22 protein-coding genes are annotated in these 22423 nt (G+C 71.3%); 14 read left to right on the top strand and 8 right to left on the bottom strand.

Translation table 11 applies throughout. The features are described from left to right. The 4 genes from MKK75_RS09230 to MKK75_RS09245 all read right to left on the bottom strand — a co-directional run. The coding region (locus tag MKK75_RS09230; protein WP_244042290.1) for a methyl-accepting chemotaxis protein at positions 1 to 1202 on the bottom strand (1202 nt) is incomplete at its 3' end. Positions 1203 to 1220: 18 nt separating this feature from the next. After that, positions 1221 to 1778 carry a chemotaxis protein CheW gene (locus MKK75_RS09235; RefSeq protein ID WP_244042291.1) on the bottom strand — a complete coding sequence of 186 codons (558 nt, stop codon included), beginning with the start codon at positions 1776 to 1778 and terminating at the stop codon, positions 1221 to 1223. Further along, the gene (locus MKK75_RS09240) at positions 1778 to 3313 is read right to left on the bottom strand and encodes a CheR family methyltransferase (protein ID WP_244042292.1); all 1536 of its coding nucleotides are present in this window, start codon (positions 3311 to 3313) and stop codon (positions 1778 to 1780) included. The genes MKK75_RS09235 and MKK75_RS09240 overlap by 1 nt, the downstream gene beginning before the upstream one ends. 6 nt (positions 3314 to 3319) lie before the next feature. Next, on the bottom strand, positions 3320 to 3814 hold the full coding sequence (locus MKK75_RS09245) for a chemotaxis protein CheW (RefSeq protein WP_244042293.1): 495 nt from the start codon (positions 3812 to 3814) through the stop codon (positions 3320 to 3322). Positions 3815 to 4030: 216 nt separating this feature from the next. Between MKK75_RS09245 and MKK75_RS09250 the strand changes: the two genes are divergently transcribed. The 7 genes from MKK75_RS09250 (at position 4031) to MKK75_RS09280 (ending at position 11035) form a co-directional block, all read left to right on the top strand. Further along, on the top strand, positions 4031 to 4276 hold the full coding sequence (locus MKK75_RS09250; RefSeq protein WP_244042294.1) for a hypothetical protein: 246 nt from the start codon (positions 4031 to 4033) through the stop codon (positions 4274 to 4276). Between the two features lie 287 nt (positions 4277 to 4563). After that, entirely contained in the window at positions 4564 to 5385 is an 822-nt protein-coding gene (locus MKK75_RS09255; RefSeq protein ID WP_244042295.1) for a DeoR/GlpR family DNA-binding transcription regulator, read from the top strand. A gap of 84 nt (positions 5386 to 5469) precedes the next feature. After that, a complete protein-coding gene (gene glpD, locus MKK75_RS09260; protein WP_244042296.1) occupies positions 5470 to 7002 on the top strand; it encodes a glycerol-3-phosphate dehydrogenase in 1533 nt (510 codons plus the stop codon). A gap of 54 nt (positions 7003 to 7056) precedes the next feature. Further along, entirely contained in the window at positions 7057 to 8562 is a 1506-nt protein-coding gene (gene glpK / locus MKK75_RS09265) for a glycerol kinase GlpK (RefSeq protein ID WP_244042297.1), read from the top strand. Positions 8563 to 8708: 146 nt separating this feature from the next. Next, positions 8709 to 9440, top strand: coding sequence for an MIP/aquaporin family protein (locus MKK75_RS09270; protein WP_244042298.1), 732 nt, complete (start codon positions 8709 to 8711; stop codon positions 9438 to 9440). A gap of 137 nt (positions 9441 to 9577) precedes the next feature. Then, positions 9578 to 10561, top strand: a complete 984-nt coding sequence (lipA, locus tag MKK75_RS09275) for a lipoyl synthase (protein WP_244042299.1) — start codon at positions 9578 to 9580, stop codon at positions 10559 to 10561. A gap of 15 nt (positions 10562 to 10576) precedes the next feature. Next, positions 10577 to 11035, top strand: coding sequence for a type II toxin-antitoxin system RatA family toxin (locus tag MKK75_RS09280; RefSeq protein WP_244042300.1), 459 nt, complete (start codon positions 10577 to 10579; stop codon positions 11033 to 11035). Between the two features lie 233 nt (positions 11036 to 11268). On the opposite strand, the gene MKK75_RS09285 is transcribed toward MKK75_RS09280, so the two are convergent. Together MKK75_RS09285 and MKK75_RS09290 are read right to left on the bottom strand one after the other, a co-directional pair. Continuing rightward, positions 11269 to 12486: an FAD-dependent oxidoreductase gene (locus MKK75_RS09285; RefSeq protein ID WP_244042301.1), complete on the bottom strand. Its 1218-nt coding sequence runs from the start codon at positions 12484 to 12486 to the stop codon at positions 11269 to 11271. Between the two features lie 13 nt (positions 12487 to 12499). Further along, positions 12500 to 12997: a CinA family protein gene (locus tag MKK75_RS09290; RefSeq protein WP_244042302.1), complete on the bottom strand. Its 498-nt coding sequence runs from the start codon at positions 12995 to 12997 to the stop codon at positions 12500 to 12502. Between the two features lie 103 nt (positions 12998 to 13100). On the opposite strand from MKK75_RS09290, the gene MKK75_RS09295 reads away from it, so the two are divergent. Then, positions 13101 to 13499: an MAPEG family protein gene (locus MKK75_RS09295; protein WP_244042303.1), complete on the top strand. Its 399-nt coding sequence runs from the start codon at positions 13101 to 13103 to the stop codon at positions 13497 to 13499. Positions 13500 to 13561: 62 nt separating this feature from the next. Here MKK75_RS09295 and MKK75_RS09300 read toward each other — a convergent pair whose 3' ends face one another. Further along, on the bottom strand, positions 13562 to 14854 hold the full coding sequence (locus MKK75_RS09300) for a bifunctional 2-C-methyl-D-erythritol 4-phosphate cytidylyltransferase/2-C-methyl-D-erythritol 2,4-cyclodiphosphate synthase (RefSeq protein WP_244042311.1): 1293 nt from the start codon (positions 14852 to 14854) through the stop codon (positions 13562 to 13564). A gap of 169 nt (positions 14855 to 15023) precedes the next feature. Here MKK75_RS09300 and dusB point away from each other — a divergent pair, with 169 nt between their 5' ends. The 3 genes from dusB to ntrC are packed head-to-tail and all read left to right on the top strand — an operon-like array spanning position 15024 to position 18703. Continuing rightward, complete coding sequence (gene dusB / locus MKK75_RS09305; protein ID WP_244042304.1) at positions 15024 to 16049, top strand: tRNA dihydrouridine synthase DusB; 1026 nt, start codon at positions 15024 to 15026, stop codon at positions 16047 to 16049. Further along, positions 16046 to 17188: a two-component system sensor histidine kinase NtrB gene (locus MKK75_RS09310; RefSeq protein WP_244042305.1), complete on the top strand. Its 1143-nt coding sequence runs from the start codon at positions 16046 to 16048 to the stop codon at positions 17186 to 17188. The genes dusB and MKK75_RS09310 overlap by 4 nt, the downstream gene beginning before the upstream one ends. A gap of 48 nt (positions 17189 to 17236) precedes the next feature. Then, a complete protein-coding gene (ntrC, locus tag MKK75_RS09315; protein WP_244042306.1) occupies positions 17237 to 18703 on the top strand; it encodes a nitrogen regulation protein NR(I) in 1467 nt (488 codons plus the stop codon). A gap of 170 nt (positions 18704 to 18873) precedes the next feature. Here ntrC and MKK75_RS09320 read toward each other — a convergent pair whose 3' ends face one another. Beyond that, positions 18874 to 19143 carry a hypothetical protein gene (locus MKK75_RS09320; protein WP_244042307.1) on the bottom strand — a complete coding sequence of 90 codons (270 nt, stop codon included), beginning with the start codon at positions 19141 to 19143 and terminating at the stop codon, positions 18874 to 18876. An 87-nt stretch (positions 19144 to 19230) separates the two neighbouring features. Here MKK75_RS09320 and MKK75_RS09325 point away from each other — a divergent pair, with 87 nt between their 5' ends. The 3 genes from MKK75_RS09325 (at position 19231) to MKK75_RS09335 (ending at position 22132) form a co-directional block, all read left to right on the top strand. Next, positions 19231 to 19404 (top strand): Rmf/CrpP family protein, encoded by a 174-nt coding sequence (locus tag MKK75_RS09325; protein ID WP_244042308.1) that lies wholly within the window; start codon positions 19231 to 19233, stop codon positions 19402 to 19404. Between the two features lie 107 nt (positions 19405 to 19511). Then, positions 19512 to 20702 carry a cystathionine beta-lyase gene (metC, locus tag MKK75_RS09330; protein ID WP_244042309.1) on the top strand — a complete coding sequence of 397 codons (1191 nt, stop codon included), beginning with the start codon at positions 19512 to 19514 and terminating at the stop codon, positions 20700 to 20702. Beyond that, positions 20699 to 22132: an MmgE/PrpD family protein gene (locus MKK75_RS09335; protein ID WP_244042310.1), complete on the top strand. Its 1434-nt coding sequence runs from the start codon at positions 20699 to 20701 to the stop codon at positions 22130 to 22132. Before metC ends, MKK75_RS09335 begins: the two co-directional genes overlap by 4 nt. Positions 22133 to 22423: the final 291 nt, after the last annotated feature.

Consider the following 22423-nt stretch of genomic DNA (forward strand, 5'->3'; position numbering starts at 1 on the left):
GTGCGCTCCGAGATGTCGTTGACCGTCTCGATGATGTCGCCGATCGTCTGGGTCTTCTCCGACAGGCTGACGATGTTGCCGGCCACCGCCTCGGCCTGCTCGCGGATCGCGTCCATGGCCTTGGCGGTGTCCGAGACGGCGCGCAGGCCCTGGCGGGAGGTCTGGGCCGTGGCCTGGGCGGTGGTGATCACCTCGGTGGCGCGCTTGCTGATCTGCGCGCCGGAATGGGTGATCTCGTCGACCGTGGCGGCGGTCTCCTGCACGGCGGCGAATTGCTGCTCGACCGAGGCCGCCTGCTCCTGCGCCGAGGCGCGGATCTCGGCCGCGGCGGCGTTCAGGTCGGTGGTGGCGGCCCGGTTGGTCCGGGCGAGGTCCGAGAGACCCGCCACCATCGTGTTGAGGGTACTGGCGAGTTGCCCGATCTCGTCGCGGCCGCCCACGGCGAGCTGACCCGACAGGTCGCCGCCGCCGACCCGCTCCACAAAGGCCATGACGGTCTCCAGCGGACGCACCACGGCGCGGCTGATCAGCCACGTGACCAGGATCGCCAGCACCACCGCGGCGGCGAGCGTCAGGTAGATCGAGAGGCGCGAGCGGTCGTAGACCTCCTGGGCGGCGCGTTGGCCGAGCGCCATGCCGCCGTCGAGCAGGGTTCTGAGGTTCTTGATCCCCTCCAGGAATGGGGCCTGGAGGCGGGTGATCTCGTCGTTGCGCGCGTCGACGGCAGCGACATCCTGCTTGGCGATGGCGGCGAACTGCGCCTCGCCCAGGCTCCGGACCTCGCGGAAGGCGCGCTGTACGTCGGCGGTCGCGGCGGCGATCCGGTCCCAGGACGCCACGCGCTCGGCCGTGGCCGAGTAGGCACGGTACTCGGTGGCGAGCTGGATCGTGGTGGCGAGCCGGTTCTCGATCTGCGTGGCGGTCTGGCGCCAGGCGGCCACGGTGTCGTCGGTGCGCGCCGGCCGCCCCTGCGCCTGCGTCAGCAGCGCGATCACCGCGGTGCGGCGTAGGAGCCCGAGGTCGCGGGCCTCGTTGCCGAGATCGTCGATCTGGCGCAGCACCGTCATGTCGCGCCGCACGATCGCGTCGGTCGTGTCGCGCACCGCCCCGATCTGCTCCAGCGCGTAGAGCCCCAGCGCCACGATCACCACCGTGACGGCGAAGAAGCCGAGGAGGATGCGTCTACCGATCGAGAGGTTCACGGTCGGGGCTGGCTCCGGTTAGGGCAGGGCGCGGCGCAGGAGACGGGGAAGATCGACGATGACGAAATCCGGGCGATCGGCGCCCGCCGCCGCGGGGGCATAGCCCGAAGTGACCGCGTTGCCCAATCCCTCGGGATCCGCGGCGCCCGAGGCTGTCGCCGCCGGGGCGATCCCCAGCACCCGATCGACCGCCAGGGCGAGGGACTGTGGAGCCGCCGATCCGCGCAGCACCACGAGATGACCCGTCTCGCCCGCGGGTTCCGGCCGTCCGAGTGCCCGGGCGAGGCCGACGACGCCGACGATCCGGCCCGAGAGCGCGATCAGGCCGATCAACGCCGGCACCGCACCCGGCATGGGCGTGAGGGGACGCATCGGCAGGACCTGCGCCACCGCCGTCAGCGGCAGGCCGTAGCGCTCGCTGCCGCAGGCGCAGACGAGGTGATCGAGGCCGGCCTCGGAGGCCGACGCGCCGACGTCGCGCCGGGCCAGCGCGGCGGTGCGCTCGGCCCGGAGGTCGCGCGCCGTCCGGGGCCGCGTCGGCGGGCGGTTCTCCAGCACGCCCGAACCTGCCTCCATCAGGGACTCCTGCGATCGAGCGCCGCGCGGGCTGCGGACGCGCCGGCGGCGATCTCGGCGGCGGACGCGCCGTCGCCCTCGGGCAGGGCCGTCTCCGGCCCCAGCGCTTCGCTCAGGGCTTGGCTCAGCGCGACGGCGTTGTCGAGGGCGCGGGCCGCCTCGTCCCGGCGGCCGAGGGCGATCAGCATCAGGCCGAGATGGTAGTGCGCCATCACGAAGCCCCGGTCGAGATAGAGGGCGGCACGCAGCGCCCGTTCGGCCTCCGCGTCGCGGCCGAGCGCCCGGGCGAGGAGGCCCTCGTAGAAGCGCAGGGCGGGGTCGGTGGGGTCACGGTCGAGGGCGAGGCGCAGCGCCCGCCAGGCGGCCCCGGTATCCCCGGCATCCGCGAGGGTGCGGATGCGGTCGCGGTCGGACGCCTCGATCTGCGTGCCGATCTCGGATGCGGCCTCGTCCGGCAGGGTGGGCGGCAGGCTGGCCTGAGCGTGGCGTGCCGCGGCGGACGCGGGGACAACGCCCGGCGCCGCCGCATCAGGCGCCATCGGGGCGGCCGCCATCGGACTGGACCCTGCGCCGTCCGGAGCCGTCGCCTCCGCAAAGACGCCGCCGCCGATGGCCAGCGGCGCCGCAGGAACGGCCAGGGCGGGCGCCTCGGGCCGCGCGCGGTAGGCCACCGTCCCGGGCAGGCTGACGGCATCGAGGAATCCCGCGAAGGCGGGGCTCGGCTCGGCATGGCCGAGGAGCAGCCAGCCGTCCGGCCGCAGCCTTCGGCCGAGGCCGCGCACCACCGCGGCGACCGTCCGGGCGTCGAAGTAGATCAGCACGTTGCGGCACAGGATCAGGTCGAACGCCTCGCCCGCCGGCGCGGCGGGCTCGGCGAGGGTGAGCAGGTTGCCGCGCTCGAACCGGACCAGCCCGCGGAATTCCGGGCGCAGGGCGTAGCCGCCCTCCCGCCGGAGGCCGGGGGCGGGGGGCAGCCGGGTGAAGTAGCGCAGCCGCTCCTCCGGCGGCATCGTGCGCAGGGCCCAGCGGCCGTATTCCGCGGCCCGAGCCGTGGCCAGCGCCTCGGTGCTGATGTCGGTGCCGAGGATCGAGACCCGCCAATCCGGCAGCGCCTCGCCGAGGAGCTCCCGCACCAGGATCGCCAGGGAGTAGGGCTCCGCCCCGGTCGAGCAGCCAGCGCTCCAGATCCGCAGCGCGCGCCGGTCGGCCCGGGCCGCGATCAGCGCCGGCAGGATTTCCGCGCGCAAGGCCTGGAACTGCTCGGCGTAGCGGAAGAAGAACGTCTCGCCGACGGTGATCTCGGCCTCCAGGCGCGCCCATTCGGCCTCGCCCTGCGACCCGTCCGACAGGAGCACCGCGTAGGCCGCGCAATCGGCCGCCGCGGAGTCGCGGAACCGCCGGCGCAGCCGCTCGATCAGGAGGTCGTCCTTGTCGGCATAGTAGTGGTGGCCGGTGCGCGCGATGATCCGCGCCTTCAGCGCCGCATAGGCGGGATCGGCCCCGGGATCGGGATGGGAAGGCCCCGGACGGCGCATCGCGGATCAGGCGGGCTCGGGCAAAGCCGCGAGCCGTTCGGCGGCGACCCGGGCGTGTGCCGCGACCCGGGCCCGCTCCTGCGCCGTGAGCAGGCGCTGGGGCGCCAGCGCGTGGACGAGACGCTCGCCAAGGACGAGCTCGGCCGCCACGCAGCCGTTGAGCGTCCCGGCCTCGCCGGCCGGCCGGATCGCGGTTTCGGGTACGGTGACGAGATCGGCGGCCCGATCCACGCAATACGCGACCGCCTCGCCCCGCAGGAGGACGAGATGCGCGTAGAGGCCGGCGGGAGATGGGGCCGCACGGACCCCGAGCAGGGAGGCGAGATCGATGACGGGAACCGGCGTGCCGCCGAGATTGAGGAAACCGGTGAGCCAGCCTCCGGCGGCCGGGGGTGCGTGGAGGTCCGCCAATGGCAGAACCTCGGCCACGGCAGCGCGCGGCAGCGCACAGGGCGTGCCGGCGACGTCGAGGAGGAGATAGGCCGTCCCGTTGCTGGCCAAGGCCGCCCGCTCCCCCCGTTTTCGTCTGAATCCCCACCGGGATGGACGGCGCAATAGGCCGAGTTAACACGTTCGGCAATCATCCCGGCCGCTCCGCGCCAGAGAGGACCGGCATGGGGAACCAAGTCTTGGCTCAGCCGCTTATTTTCCGACGCAGCAGCGCCGCATCTATGATGGTCGGCGCCTTGACTGCGCGGTCTACGCCAGGGATTGACGATGAGGAAACTTCTGTTGGCCGCCGCGTCGCTGACGCTCCTCGCGGGCTCCGCCTACGCCCAGGGTAACGCGCCCTACAACAATTCGGGCTCGCAGGCGGGTGGTCCGCGCGGCGGCATGGAGCGGGCCGGCGAGGGCGCGGCGATGGAGCGGGGTGCTGCGGCTCCCGAACGTCCGATGATGCGCAAGCGCATGATGAAGCACAAGCGGATGCGGCATCACCGCCGGATGCATCACCATATGTGATCGACGCGGGTCCGCCGCCCCACGGCGGCCGAACCCGTGCAAGGGGTCTGCCGCGCCCGTGGCAGACCCTTTTTCGTGCCCGAAGCCTCGCCGCGCGGCCGGGCGCGCCAGCCGGAACAATAACGACAGCGCCGGTGTCCGTCCCAGCAATCCTGCAGGTCTTGCCGGATCGGCGCGGGCGGTTCAGGTTCGCAACAGCACGAATTCCGTGACGTGATGTTCGAAAACGAACATCCGATGCGCCCCGATACGCGCGGAAGCAGGTCGGGACGGCGGGGGGAGGATCGATGTCGCGACCGCTCGACCGGAGGTCCGAGGACAGGATTGAGGCGACCGGCGTCGAGGGGCGGCGCGGCGCCATCGTGGCCGCGGTGCGCCAGCGGGGCTTCGTCACGATCGAGGCGCTGGCGGCGCAGTTCGGCGTCACCGTCCAGACGATCCGCCGCGATCTCAACGAGCTGAGCGCGGACGGCCGGCTGGAGCGCTACCGCGGCGGCGGCGGCCTGCCGTCGAGCGTCGAGAACATCGACTACGCCGATCGGCGGGTAACGCTGCTGCCGGAGAAGACCCGGATCGGCCGGCTCGCGGCGAGCCGGATCCCGTCGCACTGCTCGGTCTTCATCAATATCGGCACGACGCCCGAGGCGGTCGCGCGCGAGCTGACCCGGCACGACGATCTCAGCATCATCACCAACAACCTGAACGTCGCGCATTCCCTGGCGGAGGCCACCGAGTTCCGCATCGTTGTGGCCGGCGGCACCGTGCGCAACCGCGACGGGGCCGTGCTCGGCCAGCTCACCTGCGACACGCTCAGCCAGTTCCGGGTTGACGTGGCGGTGATCGGCGTCAGCGGCATCGATGCCGACGGCGCGCTCCTCGACTACGATTACGAGGAGGTGCGGGCGACGCAGACGATCCTGGCCCATGCCCGGAAGACTTTCCTTGTGGCGGACCACACCAAGTTTACCCGGCGCCCGATGGTGCAGGTCGGGCGGCTCGATCAGATCGACACCTTCTTCACCGACCAGCCGCCACCGTCGGAGATCGTCGCGTTGCTCGACCGGATGGGTGTCAGCCTGGCCGTTGCCGATGCCAGCAACGAACCCTAACGAACAAAAATTTTTCGCTTGCGAAAGCGCTGGGTCGGGTCAATATAGTTCCAACCCGCCGCGAGGGCGGGGCGAGGAGGACCCATGGCGGCAGCAACGCGCCAGCGCGAGCCGTCCGACGCCTACGATCTGCTGGTCGTCGGCGGCGGCATAAACGGCACCGGCATCGCCCGGGACGCCGCCGGCCGCGGCCTGTCGGTCCTTCTGGCCGAGCGGGGGGATCTGGCCGGCTCCACCTCCTCGTCCTCGACGAAGCTGATCCACGGCGGCCTGCGCTACCTCGAATATTACGAGTTCCGCCTCGTGCGCGAGGCGCTGGCCGAGCGCGAGAGGCTGCTGCGGCTCGCCCCGCACGTGATCTGGCCCCTGCGCTTCGTCCTGCCCCACGACGAGGGGCTGCGCCCGGCCTGGATGCTGCGGCTCGGCCTTTTCCTCTACGATCACCTCGCGCGCCTGCGCACGCTGCCTGGCTCGCACGGGGTCGACCTGCGCAGCTCCGCCTACGGCGCGCCGCTGCGGAAGCGGCTGACGCGCGGCTTCGTCTATTCCGACTGCTGGGTCGAAGACAGCCGCCTCGTGGTGCTCAACGCCATGGATGCCCGCGAGCGCGGCGCCACCGTGCTGACCCGCACCGGCGTCGTCTCGGCCCGGCGGGCGGCTGAGGGTTGGGTCGCGACCCTGCGCGACGAGCGCGTCGGGGCCGAGCGGACCATCCGCGCGAAGGCGGTGGTCAACGCCGCCGGCCCCTGGGTCAGCGCGACGCTCGGCGGCACGCTCGGCATCAACAGCCGGGCGGCGGTGCGGCTGATCAAGGGCAGCCACATCGTGGTCAAGCGCCTGTTCGCGGGCGATCAGGCCTACATCCTGCAGCAGCCCGACAAGCGCATCATCTTCGCGATTCCCTACGAGCGCGACTTCACGCTGATCGGCACCACCGACGTGCCCTATGACGGCGAGCCCGGCCCGGTCTCGATCTCCGCGGAGGAGACCGACTATCTCTGCGGCTGCATCAACCGCTCGTTCGAAACCACGATCACCCCGGCCGACGTGGTCTGGAGCTATTCGGGCGTGCGCCCGCTCTACGACGACGCGGCCGAGAACGCCTCCGCGGTGACCCGCGACTACGTCCTCGACGTGGAGGACCAGGGGGGACAAGCCGCCGTGCTGTCCGTCTTCGGCGGCAAGATCACCACCTACCGGCGGCTCGCCGAGCACGCGCTGGAGAAGCTGAAGCCGTATTTCCCGCACCTCAAGAAGGCCTGGACGGGCGACGCCGTCCTGCCCGGCGGCGCCATGAAGGATTCGGACTTCGACCAGTTCCTGGCCAAGCTGAAGGCGGAAAAACCGTTCCTGCCGGAGGAGACCGCCCGCCGCCTCGCCCGCGCCTACGGAACGCGGGCACGCGACATCGTCGGGACCGCCCGGTCCATGGCCGATCTCGGCGAGGCCTTCGACGGCGGGCTCACGGCGGCTGAGGTCGATTACCTGCGTACCGAGGAATGGGCGGTCACCGCGGAGGATATCCTGTGGCGCCGCTCCAAGCTCGGCCTGCGCACGAGCCCGGAGAGCGCGGCGCGCCTTGCCGCCTACCTCGACCGCAGGGCCGAGGCGGCCTGATTGTTTCGGCCCCGATCCGGCGAAGACCGGTCGGGCATAACAAGGGAGGGAACGATGAGCCGTTACGTCGGGGCCATCGACCAGGGCACCACCAGCAGTCGCTTCATCGTGTTCGACCGGGAAGGCAGCGTGATCGCGCTGGCCCAGGCCGAGCACGCGCAGATCTACCCGGCCCCGGGCCATGTCGAGCACGACGCCACCGAGATCTGGACGAAGACGCAAGCCGTGATGCGCGAGGCGCTCGAGAAGGGTGGGCTCCAGCCCTCCGATCTGGCGGCAATCGGCATCACCAACCAGCGAGAGACCACAGTCGTCTGGGACCGGACGACCGGCAAGCCGCTCCACAACGCCCTGGTCTGGCAGGATACCCGCAACGACCGGCTGGTGGCCGAGTTCGCCCGCGACACCGGCCGCGATCGGTTCCGCGACCTGACCGGCCTGCCCCTGGCGAGCTACTTCTCGGGCCTCAAGCTCCGCTGGCTGCTCGATCACGTTCCGGGCGCCCGGGAGAAGGCCGAGGCCGGCGATGTGCTGTTCGGCAACATCGACACGTGGCTCGTCTGGAACCTCACCGGCGGCACCGAGGGCGGCCTCCATGTCACCGACGTGACCAACGCCAGCCGCACGCAGCTCATGTCGCTCAAGACGCTGGAGTGGGACGACGGTATGCTGTCGACCTTCGACATCCCGAAGGCGATGCTGCCCAGAATCGTCTCGTCGAGCGAGGTCTACGGCGAGACCAAGGCGCCGTTCGCCGGCGTGCCGATCGCCGGCATCCTGGGCGACCAGCAGGCCGCTTTGTTCGGCCAGACCTGCTTCACCCCCGGCGAGGCCAAGAACACCTACGGCACCGGCTGCTTCGCGCTGATGAACACCGGCGCCGAGCCGGTCCCGTCGAAGGCCGGCCTCGTCACGACGCTGGCCTACCGCCTCGACGGCCAGAAGCCGGCCTACGCACTGGAGGGCTCGATCGCCATCACGGGCGCCTTGGTGCAGTGGCTGCGCGACAACCTCCACATGATCAAGGATTCCGCCGAGGTCGAAACGCTCGCCACCACGGTCGAGGACAATGGCGGGGTCTACTTCGTGCCGGCCTTCTCGGGCCTCTACGCGCCGCACTGGAACGAGGGCGCCCGCGGCCTGATCATCGGCCTGACCCGCTACGCCAACCGGGGCCACATCGCCCGCTCGGTGCTGGAGGCGACCGCCTTCCAGACCCGCGAGGTGCTTCAGGCGATGGCCAAGGATTCCGGCATTCCCGTCAAGGAGTTGCGCGCCGACGGCGGCATGGTGGCCAACACCACGCTGATGCAGTTCCAGTCCGATCTGCTCGACGTGCCGGTGGTGCGCCCGAAGGTGGCCGAGACCACCGCGCTCGGCGCCGCCTACGCGGCGGGTCTGGCGGTCGGCTACTGGAAGGGGCTCGACGACCTCAAGCGCAACTGGGGGGTCGACAAGCGCTGGACGCCGAAGATGGATGCCGGCCAACGCGAAAAGATCGCCGCCGCCTGGGGCCGGGCGGTGCAGCGCTCGTTCGACTGGAAGACCGAGGAGGCGTGAGGAGCGGAGCGCCGCCACGGTTCTCCCTCCCCCCTCTGCGGGGGGAGGGAGGCGCGGCGCCGGTTGCCGGTGCGTGACCAGACGACCTCGCGCGTTGGCGCGGGTCCAAAACGTCAAAAAGCAACAACAAACGGGGGAGAATAACCATGACATCACCCTTCCTGGGCGAGTTCCTCGGCACGATGACGCTGATCGTCCTGGGCGACGGGATCGTCGCCGGAGCCCTTCTCAAGAAATCCAAGGCCGAGAACGCGGGCTGGATCGCCATCACCGCCGGCTGGGCCTTCGCGGTGCTCGCCGGCATCTTCGTCGCGAACGCCACCGGCAGCCCGGACGCGCATCTCAACCCCGCCGTGACGGTGGCGGGGGCGGTCAGTTCCGGCGATTTCAGCAAGCTCGCCGTCTACGTCCCGGCCCAGATGCTCGGCGCCTTCGCGGGGGCGGTCATCGTCTGGCTCCAATACCTGCCGCACTGGGCCGCGACGCCGGAGCAGGATCTCAAGCTCGCCTGCTTCTGCACCGGCCCGGCGATCCGCGACGCGAAATCCAACTGGATCTCCGAGATCATCGCGACCTTCTTCCTGATCCTGACGATCTCGGCCCTCGTGACCAACACGCTGGGGGCGAGCGGCGCGATCCCGCGGGGTGTCGCGCCCTACATGGTCGGCATGCTGGTCTGGGGCATCGGCCTGTCGCTCGGCGGCACCACCGGCTACGCCATCAACCCCGCCCGCGACCTCGGCCCGCGCATCGCCCACGCGGTGCTGCCGATCACCGGCAAGGGCTCCTCGGACTGGGGCTACGCGCTGATCCCGGTGGCCGGTCCCGTGGTCGGAGCGGCGCTCGCCGGACTGTTCGTGCGTGCGCTCGGGATCTGACGGAACCGCCGGACCCTCAACCGCCGCGGGGCGTCCCTGCGTCGCGGCGGTTTGCGGCGGGGGGCCTGACGGCTTAAGTCAGGACGATCACGACCGCGCCCCCGGGCGCTTCCCCGCGGTGTGGCAGCCCCCGACCCATGGCCGTCGTCCTCGACATCCTGAAGAACGATCCGCGTGCGCCGCGCCTGCGCCATCCCGAGAAGGCGCACCGGCCCGATCAGCCCGTCCAGGCCAGGAAGCCGGACTGGATCCGCGTGAAGGCGCCGGGCTCCAGGGCCTGGACCGAGACCCAGAAGATCGTGCGCGAGCACGGCCTCGTCACGGTCTGCGAGGAGGCCGGCTGCCCGAATATCGGCGAATGCTGGGAGAAGCGGCACGCCACCTTCATGATCATGGGCGACACCTGCACGCGGGCCTGCGCCTTCTGCAACGTGCGCACCGGCCTGCCCGATGCCCTGGATCTGCACGAACCGGAGAAAATTGCCGACTCGGTCGCCAAGCTCGGCCTGCACCACGTGGTCATCACCTCGGTCGACCGCGACGACCTGAAGGACGGCGGCGCCGAGCATTTTTCCCGGACCATCGCGGCGATCCGCCGGGCGAGCCCCGGCACCACCGTGGAGATCCTCACCCCCGACTTCCTGCGCAAGGACGGCGCATTGGAGGTCGTGGTCGCCGCCAAACCCGACGTGTTCAACCACAACCTCGAGACCGTACCGGCCAAGTACCTGACGGTGCGCCCTGGCGCCCGCTACTTCCACTCGGTGCGCCTGCTGCAGCGGGTGAAGGAGCTCGACCCGGCGATCTTCACCAAGTCCGGCATCATGGTCGGGCTGGGCGAGGAGCGGAACGAGGTGCTCCAGCTCATGGACGACCTGCGCTCGGCCGACGTCGATTTCCTCACCATCGGCCAGTACCTTCAGCCGTCGAAGAAGCACCACGAGGTCGTGCGCTTCGTGCCGCCCGACGAGTTCAAGGCCTACGAGACCACCGCCTACGCCAAGGGCTTCCTGCTGGTCTCGGCCACGCCCCTGACGCGTTCGTCGCACCATGCGGGCGAGGATTTCGCGCGTTTGCAGGCTGCGCGTCTGGCGAAACTGGCGCCCGCGCTCTCGGCCTGAGGAAATCCGAACCCAATGCCGTCCTTCCGGGTCACCCGCACGGTGAAGCATTCGCCGCAGCAGATGTACGACCTCGTCGCCGACGTGGAGCGCTACCCCGAGTTCCTGCCGCTCTGCGAATCCCTGCGGGTGATCCGCCGCCAGGATATGGCAGAGGGCGGGCAGGTGCTGATTGCCGAGATGGGCGTGGGCTACAAGGCGATCCGCGAGCGCTTCACCACCCGGGTGAGCCTCGATCCGGGGAATCGCAAGATCGTGGCCGAGTATATCGACGGCCCGTTCCGGCACCTGGAGAACCGCTGGCTGTTCAAGGACGGCCCGAACGGCGGCTGCGCGATCGACTTCTTCATCACCTACGAGTTCAAGAGCCGCACGCTCGGGCTCCTGATGGGCACGATGTTCGACCGGGCCTTCCGCAAGTTCACCGACGCCTTCGAGGGGCGGGCGGATCGGATGTACGGGGCGCGGGCATAGCGGCGGGTCGTCGTGCAGCGACGCGGTGCGGAGATGGGCCGGTCCCCACAGACGGCAATCCAATCCACCCCCCTCATCCTGAGGTGCCGGAGCGAAGCGGAGGCCTCGAAGGAGCCCTCCAGCGGGCCGCGCGATCCCTGGAGCCCTCCTTCGAGGCCCGCTGACGCGGGCACCTCAGGATGAGGGAATGCGGGTTGGGATCACCGGGCTGAGGGCTGCTCGCGAAGACGGTGTCATGCCTGCGTCGGCACGCGCAAGTGCTCCGGCCGCACCCCCATCCCGATCAACCGCGCCGGCAGGACCTGTAGCATCGGCACGGCATCGAGGATCCGCAGCGCCAGCGGCGCGCGCAACGGCGCGTCGGCCTTGAGCGAGGCGGCGATCACCCGGGATTGGATCACCCGCTGCAGCGCCTGCGTGGTCCGCACCGCAAACATCCGCCGGGCCTGCACCCGGGCGAGGCCGGCCTCGGCGACGGGTCCCGCCCGCAGCGGCCCGGCGAGGATATTGGCCGCCGCCACCGCATCCTGGATCGCGAGGTTGATCCCGACACCGCCCACCGGCGACATGGCATGGGCCGCGTCGCCGATGCACAGCAGACCCGGCCGGTACCAGCGCGTCAGCCGGTCGACCGTGACGGTGAGGAGCTTGACGGCGTCCCAGTCGGCGATCTCCGCGGTGCGGTCGGAGAGGAACGGGGCGATCTCGGCCACCGCGTTTCGGAAGGCCGGCAGGCCCTTCGCCCGCAGCGCCGCGTCGCCGCCCTTCGGCACCACGTAGGCGCATTGCCAGGCATCGCCCCGGTCGAGGGTGATCAGGATGCGTCCCGGCCCGAAGCGCCCGGCTGCCGCCTCCGGGTCGCCGTCCCGGCGGGGCAGGCGGAACCACAGCACGTCGATCGGCGCGCCGAAGGCCCGGGGCGTGAAGCCGGCGCAATCCCGCATCCGGGAATGGCGCCCGTCCGCGCACAGCACGAGGTGGGAGCGGATCTCGACGGGACCCTCCGGCCCCTGGGCGCGCACGCCCGCAACTTGGCCGTCAGCCGCGATCAGCTCCTGGGCCTCCGTACGGCGGATCAGCCGGAAGGACGGGTTGCGCCCGGCCTCGCCCGCCAAAAAGTCCAGAAAATCCCATTGCGGCATGAAGGAGAGGAAGCGGTTGCGGGTCGGCAGCCGGCTGAAGTCCGCGACCCGGTAGTTGCGCCCGTCGACGACCCCGGAAAAGCTCTCGACGCGCCGCTGGGGCAGGGCGCGGAAGCGCGCGGTGAAGCCCAGCTCGTCCATCAGGTCGAGGGTGGAGGGATGGATCGTGTCGCCGCGGAAGTCGCGCAGGAAATCCGCGTGCTTCTCCAGAACGACCGTCTCGATCCCGGCGCGCGCGAACAGCAGGCCGGCCATCATCCCGGCGGGGCCGCCGCCGACGACGCAGAGGCGGGTGGTCACCGTAGCCATGGCCGTCCCTCCCTCAGTCGCGAAGGGCCTCCTCCAGGAGGCCGATCGCGTCGGCGACGGCGGCCCGGCGGATACCCGCGCGCCCGCGATCGCCGTAACCCCGCTCCAGGTGGCGCACGCCGCCGTCCCGCACGGCGAGGCCGAAATGCACGAGCCCGACCGGCTTCTCCGCACTGCCGCCGCCGGGGCCGGCGATGCCGGTGATCGCCACCGCCACATCGGCCCGCGAGGCGGCGAGCGCGCCGGCGGCCATGGCCCGCGCCACCGGCGCGCTGACCGCGCCGTGCTGGCGGATCAGGTCCATCGGCACGCCGATCGCCTCGGCCTTGGCGGCGTTCGAGTAGGTGACGAACCCGCGCTCCACCACCGCCGACGAGCCCGGCACCGCGGTGAGCAGGCCGGCCACGAGACCGCCGGTGCAGGATTCGGCCGTGGCGAGGCTGCGGCCGGCCTTCGCGTAGGCCGCCACCAGCGCCTCGGCGCGGGCCAGAAGCTCCGTGTCGTCGATCATCGCGAGCAGGCTCCCTTCGGGCGGCCGCGCCCTATCTCGTGGTGTGAACCAGAGCCGGTCTCCACTCAAGGACGAACGGCCTTCGCCCGGAGACGCCGCGTCCATGATCTTCCCCGCCACGACGGCCTTCTTCGCCGGGCTGCTCGCCCTCGTCTATCTGGGCCTGTCGGGATGGGTGATCGGGGCGCGCGTCTCCGAGAACGTGCTGTTCGGTGACGGCGGGGACGGAGCGGTGCTCAAGCGGATCCGCTCGCACGCCAATTTCATCGAGTACGTGCCGCTGGCGCTGATCCTGATCGGATTGCTGGAAGCCGGCGGCGGCAGCCACGGGCTGGTTCAAGGTATGCTGGTCGCCCTGCTGGTCGCCCGGATCCTGCACCCGATCGGGATGTTCGCAGCCCCGAACTCCCCGCGCCAGTTCGCCTGCCGGGGCGGCGGCATCCTGCTGACGCTGGCGGTTGTCGGCGTTTCTGCGATCGCGCTGCTGCTGCGGGCGAGCTGAGCCTGTATCCCAGGTTCCCAAAGGGCTCAGCCCTTTCGAAACCGGGACTTCGAGTTCTCGCCTCAGACGGGCTCATCCGCCTCGGGCAGCCGCACCGTCGCGGCAGCCTGGGCGGCGAGCCCCTCGGCCCGGCCGACGAAGCCGAGCTTTTCCGTGGTCGTCGCCTTGATGGAGACCGCGCTGAGCGGCACGCCGGCAATCGCCGCGATACGGGCCCGGATCGCCTCCCGGTGCTGGCCGATGCGCGGCGCCTCGGCCAGCACCGTGATGTCGAGGTGGTCGATCCGGCCGCCCCGGGCGCTGACCAGCCCGCAGGCATGGGCCAGGAACTGGTCCGACGACGCCCCGCGCCAGCGCTCGTCGGAGGGCGGGAAGTGGGTGCCGATATCGCCGTCCGCGATGCAGCCCAGGAGGGCGTCGGTCAGCGCGTGGAGCGCCACGTCGCCGTCGGAATGGGCCAGCACGCCGCGGTCGGCCGGGATCTTCACGCCGCCGAGCCAGACATGGTCGCCGGCGGTGAAGGCGTGGACGTCGAAGCCCGTGCCGAGACGGGTGACGTAGCTGGTCATGGCGCGGGCTCCCGGCGCGGGGGTTTCGGCGGTGCCGGCCGCGAAGGCGCGGTCGGCCTCGATCAGGTCGGCGGGCTGGGTGATCTTGCGGTTGGCGACATCGCCCGAGAATACTACCACCGGCAGGCCCGCCCATTCGGCGAGCGCACCGTCATCGGTGAACCCCTCGAGCCCCTGCGCGGCGGCGTCGCGATGGGCGCCGAGCAGCGGGCTGAAGGCGAAGGCCTGGGGCGTCTGGACGGCGCGCAGGTGCTCGCGCGGCGGGGTCTCGTGCACCCGGCCGATGCCAGGCGCGATGTCGACCACGCGCTTGACCGTGTCGGTCACCGGCACGCCCGGCACGGCCGCGCCGTGGTCGCGCCCCGCCGCGATCGCCCGGGCGATCAGCGGGGCGTCGACGTAGGGTCGGGCGGCGTCATGGACCAGCACGATCTCGGGCGCAGCGGCCGCCAGCGCTTCGAGCCCGGCCCGGACGGAGAGCTGGCGCGTGGCGCCGCCCTCGACCGGCTCGGCGATCTTTTCACGAAGGCCGGCATCGAGTTCGTCCAGGCAGGTCTGGAAGAAATCGGCCGCATCGGCGGCGATCACCGGCTGGATGCGGTCGATGGCGTCCTGCGCAGCCAGTGCCGCGAGCGTGCGGGTGAGGACCGCCTGACCGCCCACGCGCCGGTACTGCTTCGGCGTGCCGCCGCCGATGCGGATGCCGCGGCCGGCCGCCACCACCACGGCGGCGACGCCGGAGCCCGCAGGCGCGGATCCGGTGGCAGGCGTGCCGGTGGCGGACATGGGCAGTGAACTCATGGGATCTGGGGTCAGGAGCGCGGCCGGCACGCGGACCAGCCGTGCCGCGGGTGCCCTGCCGGTGAGCAGGCCCGTCGTTTAAGCGGGGGAGGGCCCGAAATCAACGCGCGGCCCCGCTTGCCAGCGGACCAGGTTTGCCTCATTGTTGTGCAGAATGGCGACTGATCATTATTTGAGCGCGCTGCGCGGGGGACGGTCGGCGGAGGGCGGGGCACAGCCCGCGCCGCTCTGCCTGCTGGCGCCCCTGTCCGGCGTCACCGACCTGCACATGCGCCGGATCGCCCGCCGCTGCGGCGCCGATGCGGTGATCTCCGAGATGGTGGCGGCGCGGGAGCTCACCCGCGGATCCGGCGAGGCTGTGCTGCGCGCGGAGGGCGCGGGCGTCGATCTCCACGTGGTGCAGCTCGCAGGCTGCGAGGCCGGTCCGATGGCGGAGGCCGCACGCCTCGCGGAAGCCGGCGGCGCCCACGTGATCGACGTGAACATGGGCTGCCCGGCGAAGATCGTGACCGGCATCGCCTCGGGCTCGGCCCTGATGCGCGACCTCGACCACGCCGAGCGGCTTCTCGCCGCGGTCCGGCACGCCGTGTCGGTGCCGGTGACCGTCAAGATGCGCCTCGGCTGGGACGAGGCGAGCCGCAACGCCGCCGACCTCGCGGGTCGCGCGGAACGGTTGGGGCTCAACGCCGTCGCGGTCCACGGGCGGACCCGGCAGCAATTCTACACCGGCCAGGCCGACTGGGCGGCGATCCGCAGGGTGGCGGAGGCGGTGTCGATCCCGGTGATCGCCAACGGCGACGTCACCGACCTCGCCAGCGCCCGAGCCTGCCTCAAGGCTTCCGGGGCCGCGGGAGTGATGATCGGCCGGGCGGCGACCGGCCGCCCCTGGCTTGCGGGGCAGGTCGCGGCAGCGCTCGCCGGCCGTCCGGTCCCGGAACCGTCACGGGCCGAGCAGGCCACGCTCGCCGCCGAGCATTATGCCGGCCTCTTGGCGCTCTACGGCCGCCAGATGGGCGTGCGCCACGCGCGAAAACACCTCGCCGCTTATGCCGAGACCGGCGGGGCGCTCGAGCCGGCCGAGCGGGCAGCGCTCCTGACCACCACCGATCCGGAGGTCGCCCTATCCCTGCTGGCCCGGGCCTTTGCGGGATCGGCCGACACGGTGCGGGAGGCCGCGTGAGCGACGAATTGATCCCGCAGGATCCCGGCGCACGGCGCGACACGGCCTCCGAGGCCGTGCTCAACGCCCTGCCGCTGCCGGTGCTCACCATCGGCGGCGACGAGCGGATCCTCAACTGCAACCACGCCGCGGAGGCGTTCTTCGACTATTCCGCCCGGCTGATGCAGCGCCGCCGGCTGCGCGACATCATCCCGTTCGCCTCGCCGATCATCGCCCTGGTGGCCGAGGTGCGCCGCCGCCGGGCCAGCGTCAGCGAGTACCGGGTGGAGCTGACCCAGCCCCGGCTCGGGCTGGAGCGCAGCGTCGACGTGTTCGCAACACCGCTCGGCGACGACGGCGACGCCGTCGTGATGATGCTGCAGGAGCGTACCATCGCCGACAAGATGAACCGGCAGCTCACCCATCGCGGGGCAGCCCGCTCGATGGTGGCGCTCGGCGCCATGCTGGCGCACGAGATCAAGAACCCGCTCGCCGGCATCCGCGGCGCCGCGCAGCTCCTGGAGAGCACCGGCGCCGAGGAGGATCGGCTGCTCACCCGCCTGATCTGCGACGAATCCGACCGGATCGTGCGCATCGTCGAGCGCATGGAGCTGTTCGGCGACGAGCGCCCGGCCGAGCGCGGCGCCGTCAACGTCCACGGGGTGCTCGACCAAGTGAAACGCTCGGCCCAGTCGGGCTTCGCCCGCCACATCCGCTTCGTCGAGACCTACGATCCGTCGCTGCCGCCGGTGCTCGGCAGCCGCGATCAGCTCATTCAGGTGATCCTCAACCTCGTGAAGAACGCCGCCGAGGCGATCGGTCCGGACGCGGTCGAGGGCGAGATCACCCTGTCGACGGCCTTCCGCACCGGCCTGCGCCTGCAGGTGCCGGGCTCGCGCGAGCGGGTCAGCCTGCCGATCGAGGTGGCGGTGCGCGACAACGGCCCCGGCATCGCGGCCGAATTGCTGCAGGACCTGTTCGATCCGTTCGTGACCACCAAGGCGCAGGGCTCCGGCCTCGGTCTTGCATTGGTGGCCAAGATCGTCGGCGATCACGGAGGGATCGTCGAGTGCGATCCCGCCCCCCGCCGCACGACGTTCCGCATCCTCCTGCCGATGTCGAGTGCCCGGGACGGGCGCGAATCGGCGGTCGATCCGTGATGTTGTCTTCCCCCATCCGGCCCCCGTCGGAGGTCTGAGTAGAGAGTCATGCCCAACGGCCACATCATCGTCGCCGACGACGACGCCGCCATCCGCACCGTGCTCAACCAAGCGCTGTCCCGGGCGGGCTACGAGGTCCGCTCGACGGGCAATTGCGCGACCCTCTGGCGCTGGGTCGCGCAGGGGGAGGGCGACCTCGTCATCACCGACGTCGTCATGCCCGACGAGAACGTGTTCGACCTGCTGCCCCGCATCAAGCGGGTGCGGCCGGAGCTGCCGATCATCGTGATGAGCGCGCAGAACACCTTCATGACGGCGATCCGCGCCTCGGAGCGCGGCGCCTACGAGTACCTGCCGAAACCCTTCGACCTGAAGGAGCTGATCGCCATCGTGGGCCGGGCGCTGTCGCGGCCGCGCGGGGCCGCGCCGTCTGGGGCGCCGCCCGAGAACGAGGACATCCCGCTGGTCGGCCGCTCGCCGGCCATGCAGGAGATCTACCGGGCGCTCGCCCGGCTGATGCCGACCGACCTCACCGTGATGATCACGGGTGAATCCGGCACCGGCAAGGAGCTGGTCGCCCGGGCGCTGCACGATTACGGCCGCCGCCGCACCGGCCCGTTCGTGCCGGTCAACATGGCGGCGATCCCGCGCGACCTGATCGAGTCCGAGCTGTTCGGCCACGAGAAGGGCGCCTTCACCGGCGCGCTCCAGCGCTCGGCCGGCCGGTTCGAGCAGGCCGAGGGCGGGACCCTGTTCCTCGACGAGATCGGCGACATGCCCATGGAGGCGCAGACCCGTCTGCTGCGTGTGCTCCAGCAGGGCGAGTACACCACGGTCGGCGGCCGGGTGCCGATCAAGACGAACGTCCGGATCATCGCGGCGACCAACAAGGACCTGCGGATCTCGATCCAGCAGGGCATTTTTCGCGAGGACCTGTTCTTCCGGCTGAACGTCGTGCCGCTGCGGCTGCCGGCCCTGCGCGAGCGGTCCGAGGACGTGCCGGACCTCGTCCGCCACTTCTTCGTCCTGGTGGAGCGCGAGGGCCTGACCCGGAAGTCGCTCGACGGCGACGCCATGGAGCGCCTGAAGCGCTATCGCTGGCCGGGCAACGTTCGCGAGTTGGAGAACCTCGTGCGGCGGCTCGCCGCCCTCTACCCGCAGGACACGATCACCGGCCCGGTGATCGAGGCCGAACTCGACACCCTGCCGCTGGCGCCCCCCGCAGCCCAGGCCGCCAACGGGGCGGCCCGCAAGGCCGGCGGGGAATCGGAGAGCCTGTCGAGCGCGGTGGAACGGCACCTGTCGGATTATTTTTCCGGCTACCGGGATACGCTGCCGCCGCCGGGGCTCTATCACCGGATCCTGCGGGAGATCGAGGGCCCGCTGATCGGCGCGGCGCTCGCCGCCACCCGGGGCAACCAGATCCGCGCGGCGGAGCTGCTGGGGGTCAACCGCAACACCCTGCGCAAGAAGGTGCGGGACCTCGACCTGCAGGTGTTCCGGACGGCGCGGTAGGACCTCCAGCCTGATCCCACCCAATCCCCTCATCCTGCGGTGCGGCGCAGCCGCCCCGAAGGAGGGCTCCAGGGATCGCGCGCCCTCTGGAGGTCTCCTTCGAGGCCTCCGCTTCGCTCCGGCGCCTCAGGATGAGGTCCAGATCTGGATGAGCGCGATCCTGGTTGCTCTCAGCGCCCCGGCAGGATCGGGTCGCCGCGCATCAGCGCATGGAGACGCTCGGTGTCGAACCCGTTCGGGATCGCCGGCGCGGCCGGCTTCGGCGTCGGCGCCGCCTTGAGGGGCGCGGGCAGCGAGCCCGTGGCGGAGGGCTCGGCCTGGGCGGCACGGACCACGGGCGCCGGCACCTGATGCGCGAGCCGGTCGGCGCTGACGAACACGATCATCGCCGTGGAGGCGAGGACGAGGACGCCGCCGATGAGGGAACGCAGGATACGCAAGCGATGACCCGGGACGCGCCATGAGACGGCAACAGAATAGGCGCGCGGCCGTTAACGAAGCCCCACCCCAGTCTTCGGGAGCCGATATTGACGAACGCCCAGGCCACTGCGAGCGACAGCCCGTTCATCCAGGGGCGCAATGCCCGGCTTTACGGCAAGCCAAAGAGCGAGTGCCCCTACCCGGAGGGATCCGAGGACCGCACGGCCTGGATGGAAGCCTACGACGAGGCCGCCGTCACCGATACGCCGGAAAAGCCTTGACCCCGGGAAACGGACGCGTTCGAGGCGCCGCGACCATCCCCTCCGCTTGACCTCGCCGGGCGGGCGGCGCTTCGTGCGGTGCAGCGCAGCCCGGTCCACGAGTCCCGATGTCCCTGAAGCCCTCGCCCGAATCGCAAAACACGTTCGCGCCCGCGACGCGCCTCGTCCATGCTGGCCGGGATCCGGGGGAGCAGCACGGCTTCGTCAACACGCCGATCTATCGCGGCTCGACGGTGCTCTACCCGACCTACGACGCCATCAAGCACCGGCGCGGGCGCTACAATTACGGCACCTCAGCGACGCCCACCATGGACGCGCTGACGAGCGCCTGGACGGAACTCGCCGGCGCCGCCGGTACCGTCGTGATGCCCTCGGGGCTCGCCGCGCTGACCGTCGCGCTGATGGCCGCGGTCTCGGCGGGGGACCATCTCCTCGTCACCGACTCCGCCTATCGGCCGACCCGCCAGTTCTGCGACGGGGTGCTGACCCGGTTCGGCGTGGACGTCACCTACTACGATCCGACCATCGGGGCCGGCATCGCCGGCCTGATGCGGCCGAACACGAAGGCAATTCTGGTCGAGGCGCCCGGCTCGCAGAGTTTCGAGATGCAGGACATCCCGGCCATCGCGGCGGTCGCGCATGACCGGGACACCTGCGTGATCATGGACAACACCTGGGCGACGCCGCTGCTGTTCCCGCCGCACGCGCGGGGGGTCGACATCGCGGTCGAGGCCGGCACCAAGTACCTGAGCGGCGGCTCGGATCTGCTGATCGGCCTGACCTCCGCCAACGCGCGGTACTTCCCGGCGGTGCGGCGCACCTTCGACCATTTCGCCATGTGCGCGGGCGCCGAGGACATCTTCCTGGCGCTCCGGGGCATGCGCACCATGAACCTCCGGCTGCGCGAGCACGGCCGCGCCGGGCTGGAGATGGCCCGCTGGTTCCAGGCCCGGCCCGAGGTGTTGCGCGTGCTCCATCCCGGCCTGCCGGAGGATCCGGGCCACGCGATCTGGAAGCGCGATTTTTCGGGCGCCTCCGGGCTGTTCGGGGTGATCCTGAAGCCCGTGCCGGAGGCGGCCGTGGCCGCGATGCTCGATGGTCTGGAGCTGTTCGGGATGGGGTTCTCCTGGGGGGGGTTCGAGAGCCTCGTGATCCCGTTCGACTGCGCGGGCTATCGGACCGCCACCAAGTGGTCCCCCGGCGGCCCGGCCCTGCGCTTCCATATCGGGCTCGAGGACGTCGCCGACCTCAAGGCCGACCTCGACGCCGGCTTCGCCCGCCTGCGGGCCGCCGCGTGAGCGCGCCGACCCGGCGCCGCCTCATCCAGGGCGCAGGCGCCCTGGCCCTCACCCGGCCACGGCCGGCCCTGGCCGGGGAGGGCGACGTGACCGGCCGGCTCGCCCGCTACATGGCGTCCGCCCGGGCGCAAGATCTGCCGCCGGAGGTGCTGATCGCCTGCAAGCACCGCATCCTCGACAGCCTCGCCGCCATGGTGTCGGGCGCGCGGATGCGGCCGGGCGCGATGGCGCTGACTTACGTCAAAGGTCTCGGCGGGACCGAGCAGGCGGGACTTGTCGCCTCCGGCTTCCGGACCACCACGGTCAACGCCGCGCTCGCCAACGCCATGTGCGCCCATGCCGACGAGACCGACGATTTCGAGCCGGTCACCAAGGCCCATCCCGGCTGCGCCACCGTGCCGGCGGCCCTGGCGCTCGCCGAGCTGCACGGCCGTTCCGGCGTCGAATGCGTCCGGGCCGTGGCGTTGGGCTACGACCTCTGCTGCCGCCTGCTGCTGGCGCTCGGGCCCGACCACGTGCGCGGCACGCACCGCAGCGCCGAGGGCACCAGCTCCACCTTCGGGGCGCTCGGGTCGGCCGCATCGCTGGCGCGCCTCGACGAGCGCGGCATGCGCTTCGCGCTCTCCTACGCGGCCCAGCAGGTCTCCGGCCTGTGGAGCTGGGTGCGCGATCACGACCATGTCGAGAAGGCCTTCGACTTCGCCGGCATGGGCGCGCGCAACGGCGTCACGGCGGTCGGCATGGTCGAGGCGGGGCTGACCGGCGTCGCCGACGTGCTCGACGGGCGCCACAACCTGCTGAACGCCCTCTCGACCGCGCCGAAACCGGACGCGATGCTGGACGGACTGGGCAGCCGCTTCTTCGTCACCGAGACGGCGATCAAGACCTACTCGGTCGGCTACCCGATCCAGTCGCCGCTGGACGCGACGCTGACGCTGCGCCGGCAGTACGGCCTGACGCCGGATTCCGTGCGCCACATCCTGGTGAAGCTGCCGACCGATGCGGTCGGCATCGTCGGGTCGAGCGCCATGCCGGATGTGAGCTGCCAGCACCTCGTGGCTTTGGCGCTGGTGAAAGGCGCGGTCTCCTTCGCCGACAGCCACGATGCCGGCCTGATGCACGATCCCGCGATCATGGCGGAGCGCGCCAAGGTGGACGTCGCGGGCGATCCGGCCCTGATGGACCCGGCCGCCCCCCGCGGCGCGATCGTGACGATCACGCTGGCGGACGGCCGGACCGTCGAGCACCACACGCGGCATCCGCCCGGCACCAAGGAGAACCCGTTGAGCACCGAGGCGGTGAACGCCAAGGCGCGCGACCTGATGGCGCCGGTGCTCGGGCCGGATAAGGCCGATCGGCTGATCGCGCGGGTCAACGCCCTGGAGGCGGTGGCCGACATGCGCGAACTGCAGCCTTTGCTCATCGCCTGAAGCTGGCAGAGGCATGGTGCCGCTGCGCGGCGCGTCATGCGCTGGATCCCGGATCAGGTTCCGCTGCGCTCCACCTCTCCGGGACAGGGGGCGGTTCGGGATGGAACGCCCACCCTTTCCCGGGCACGTGGAGCGACAGCGGAATGCGATCCGGCGACTGTCTTGCAGGTCAAGGGGTGTTTTGGCTTTGGTAGGGCGTTTTGGTCTTCAGGACCGCGTTGGCGGTGATGAGGATGCGGCGCGCCACCGCGATCAGGGCCAGCTTGGCTGGCTTGCCCTGATCGCGCAGAG

This window comes from Methylobacterium sp. J-030 (genome assembly GCF_022829545.1).
GTDB lineage: Bacteria > Pseudomonadota > Alphaproteobacteria > Rhizobiales > Beijerinckiaceae > Methylobacterium.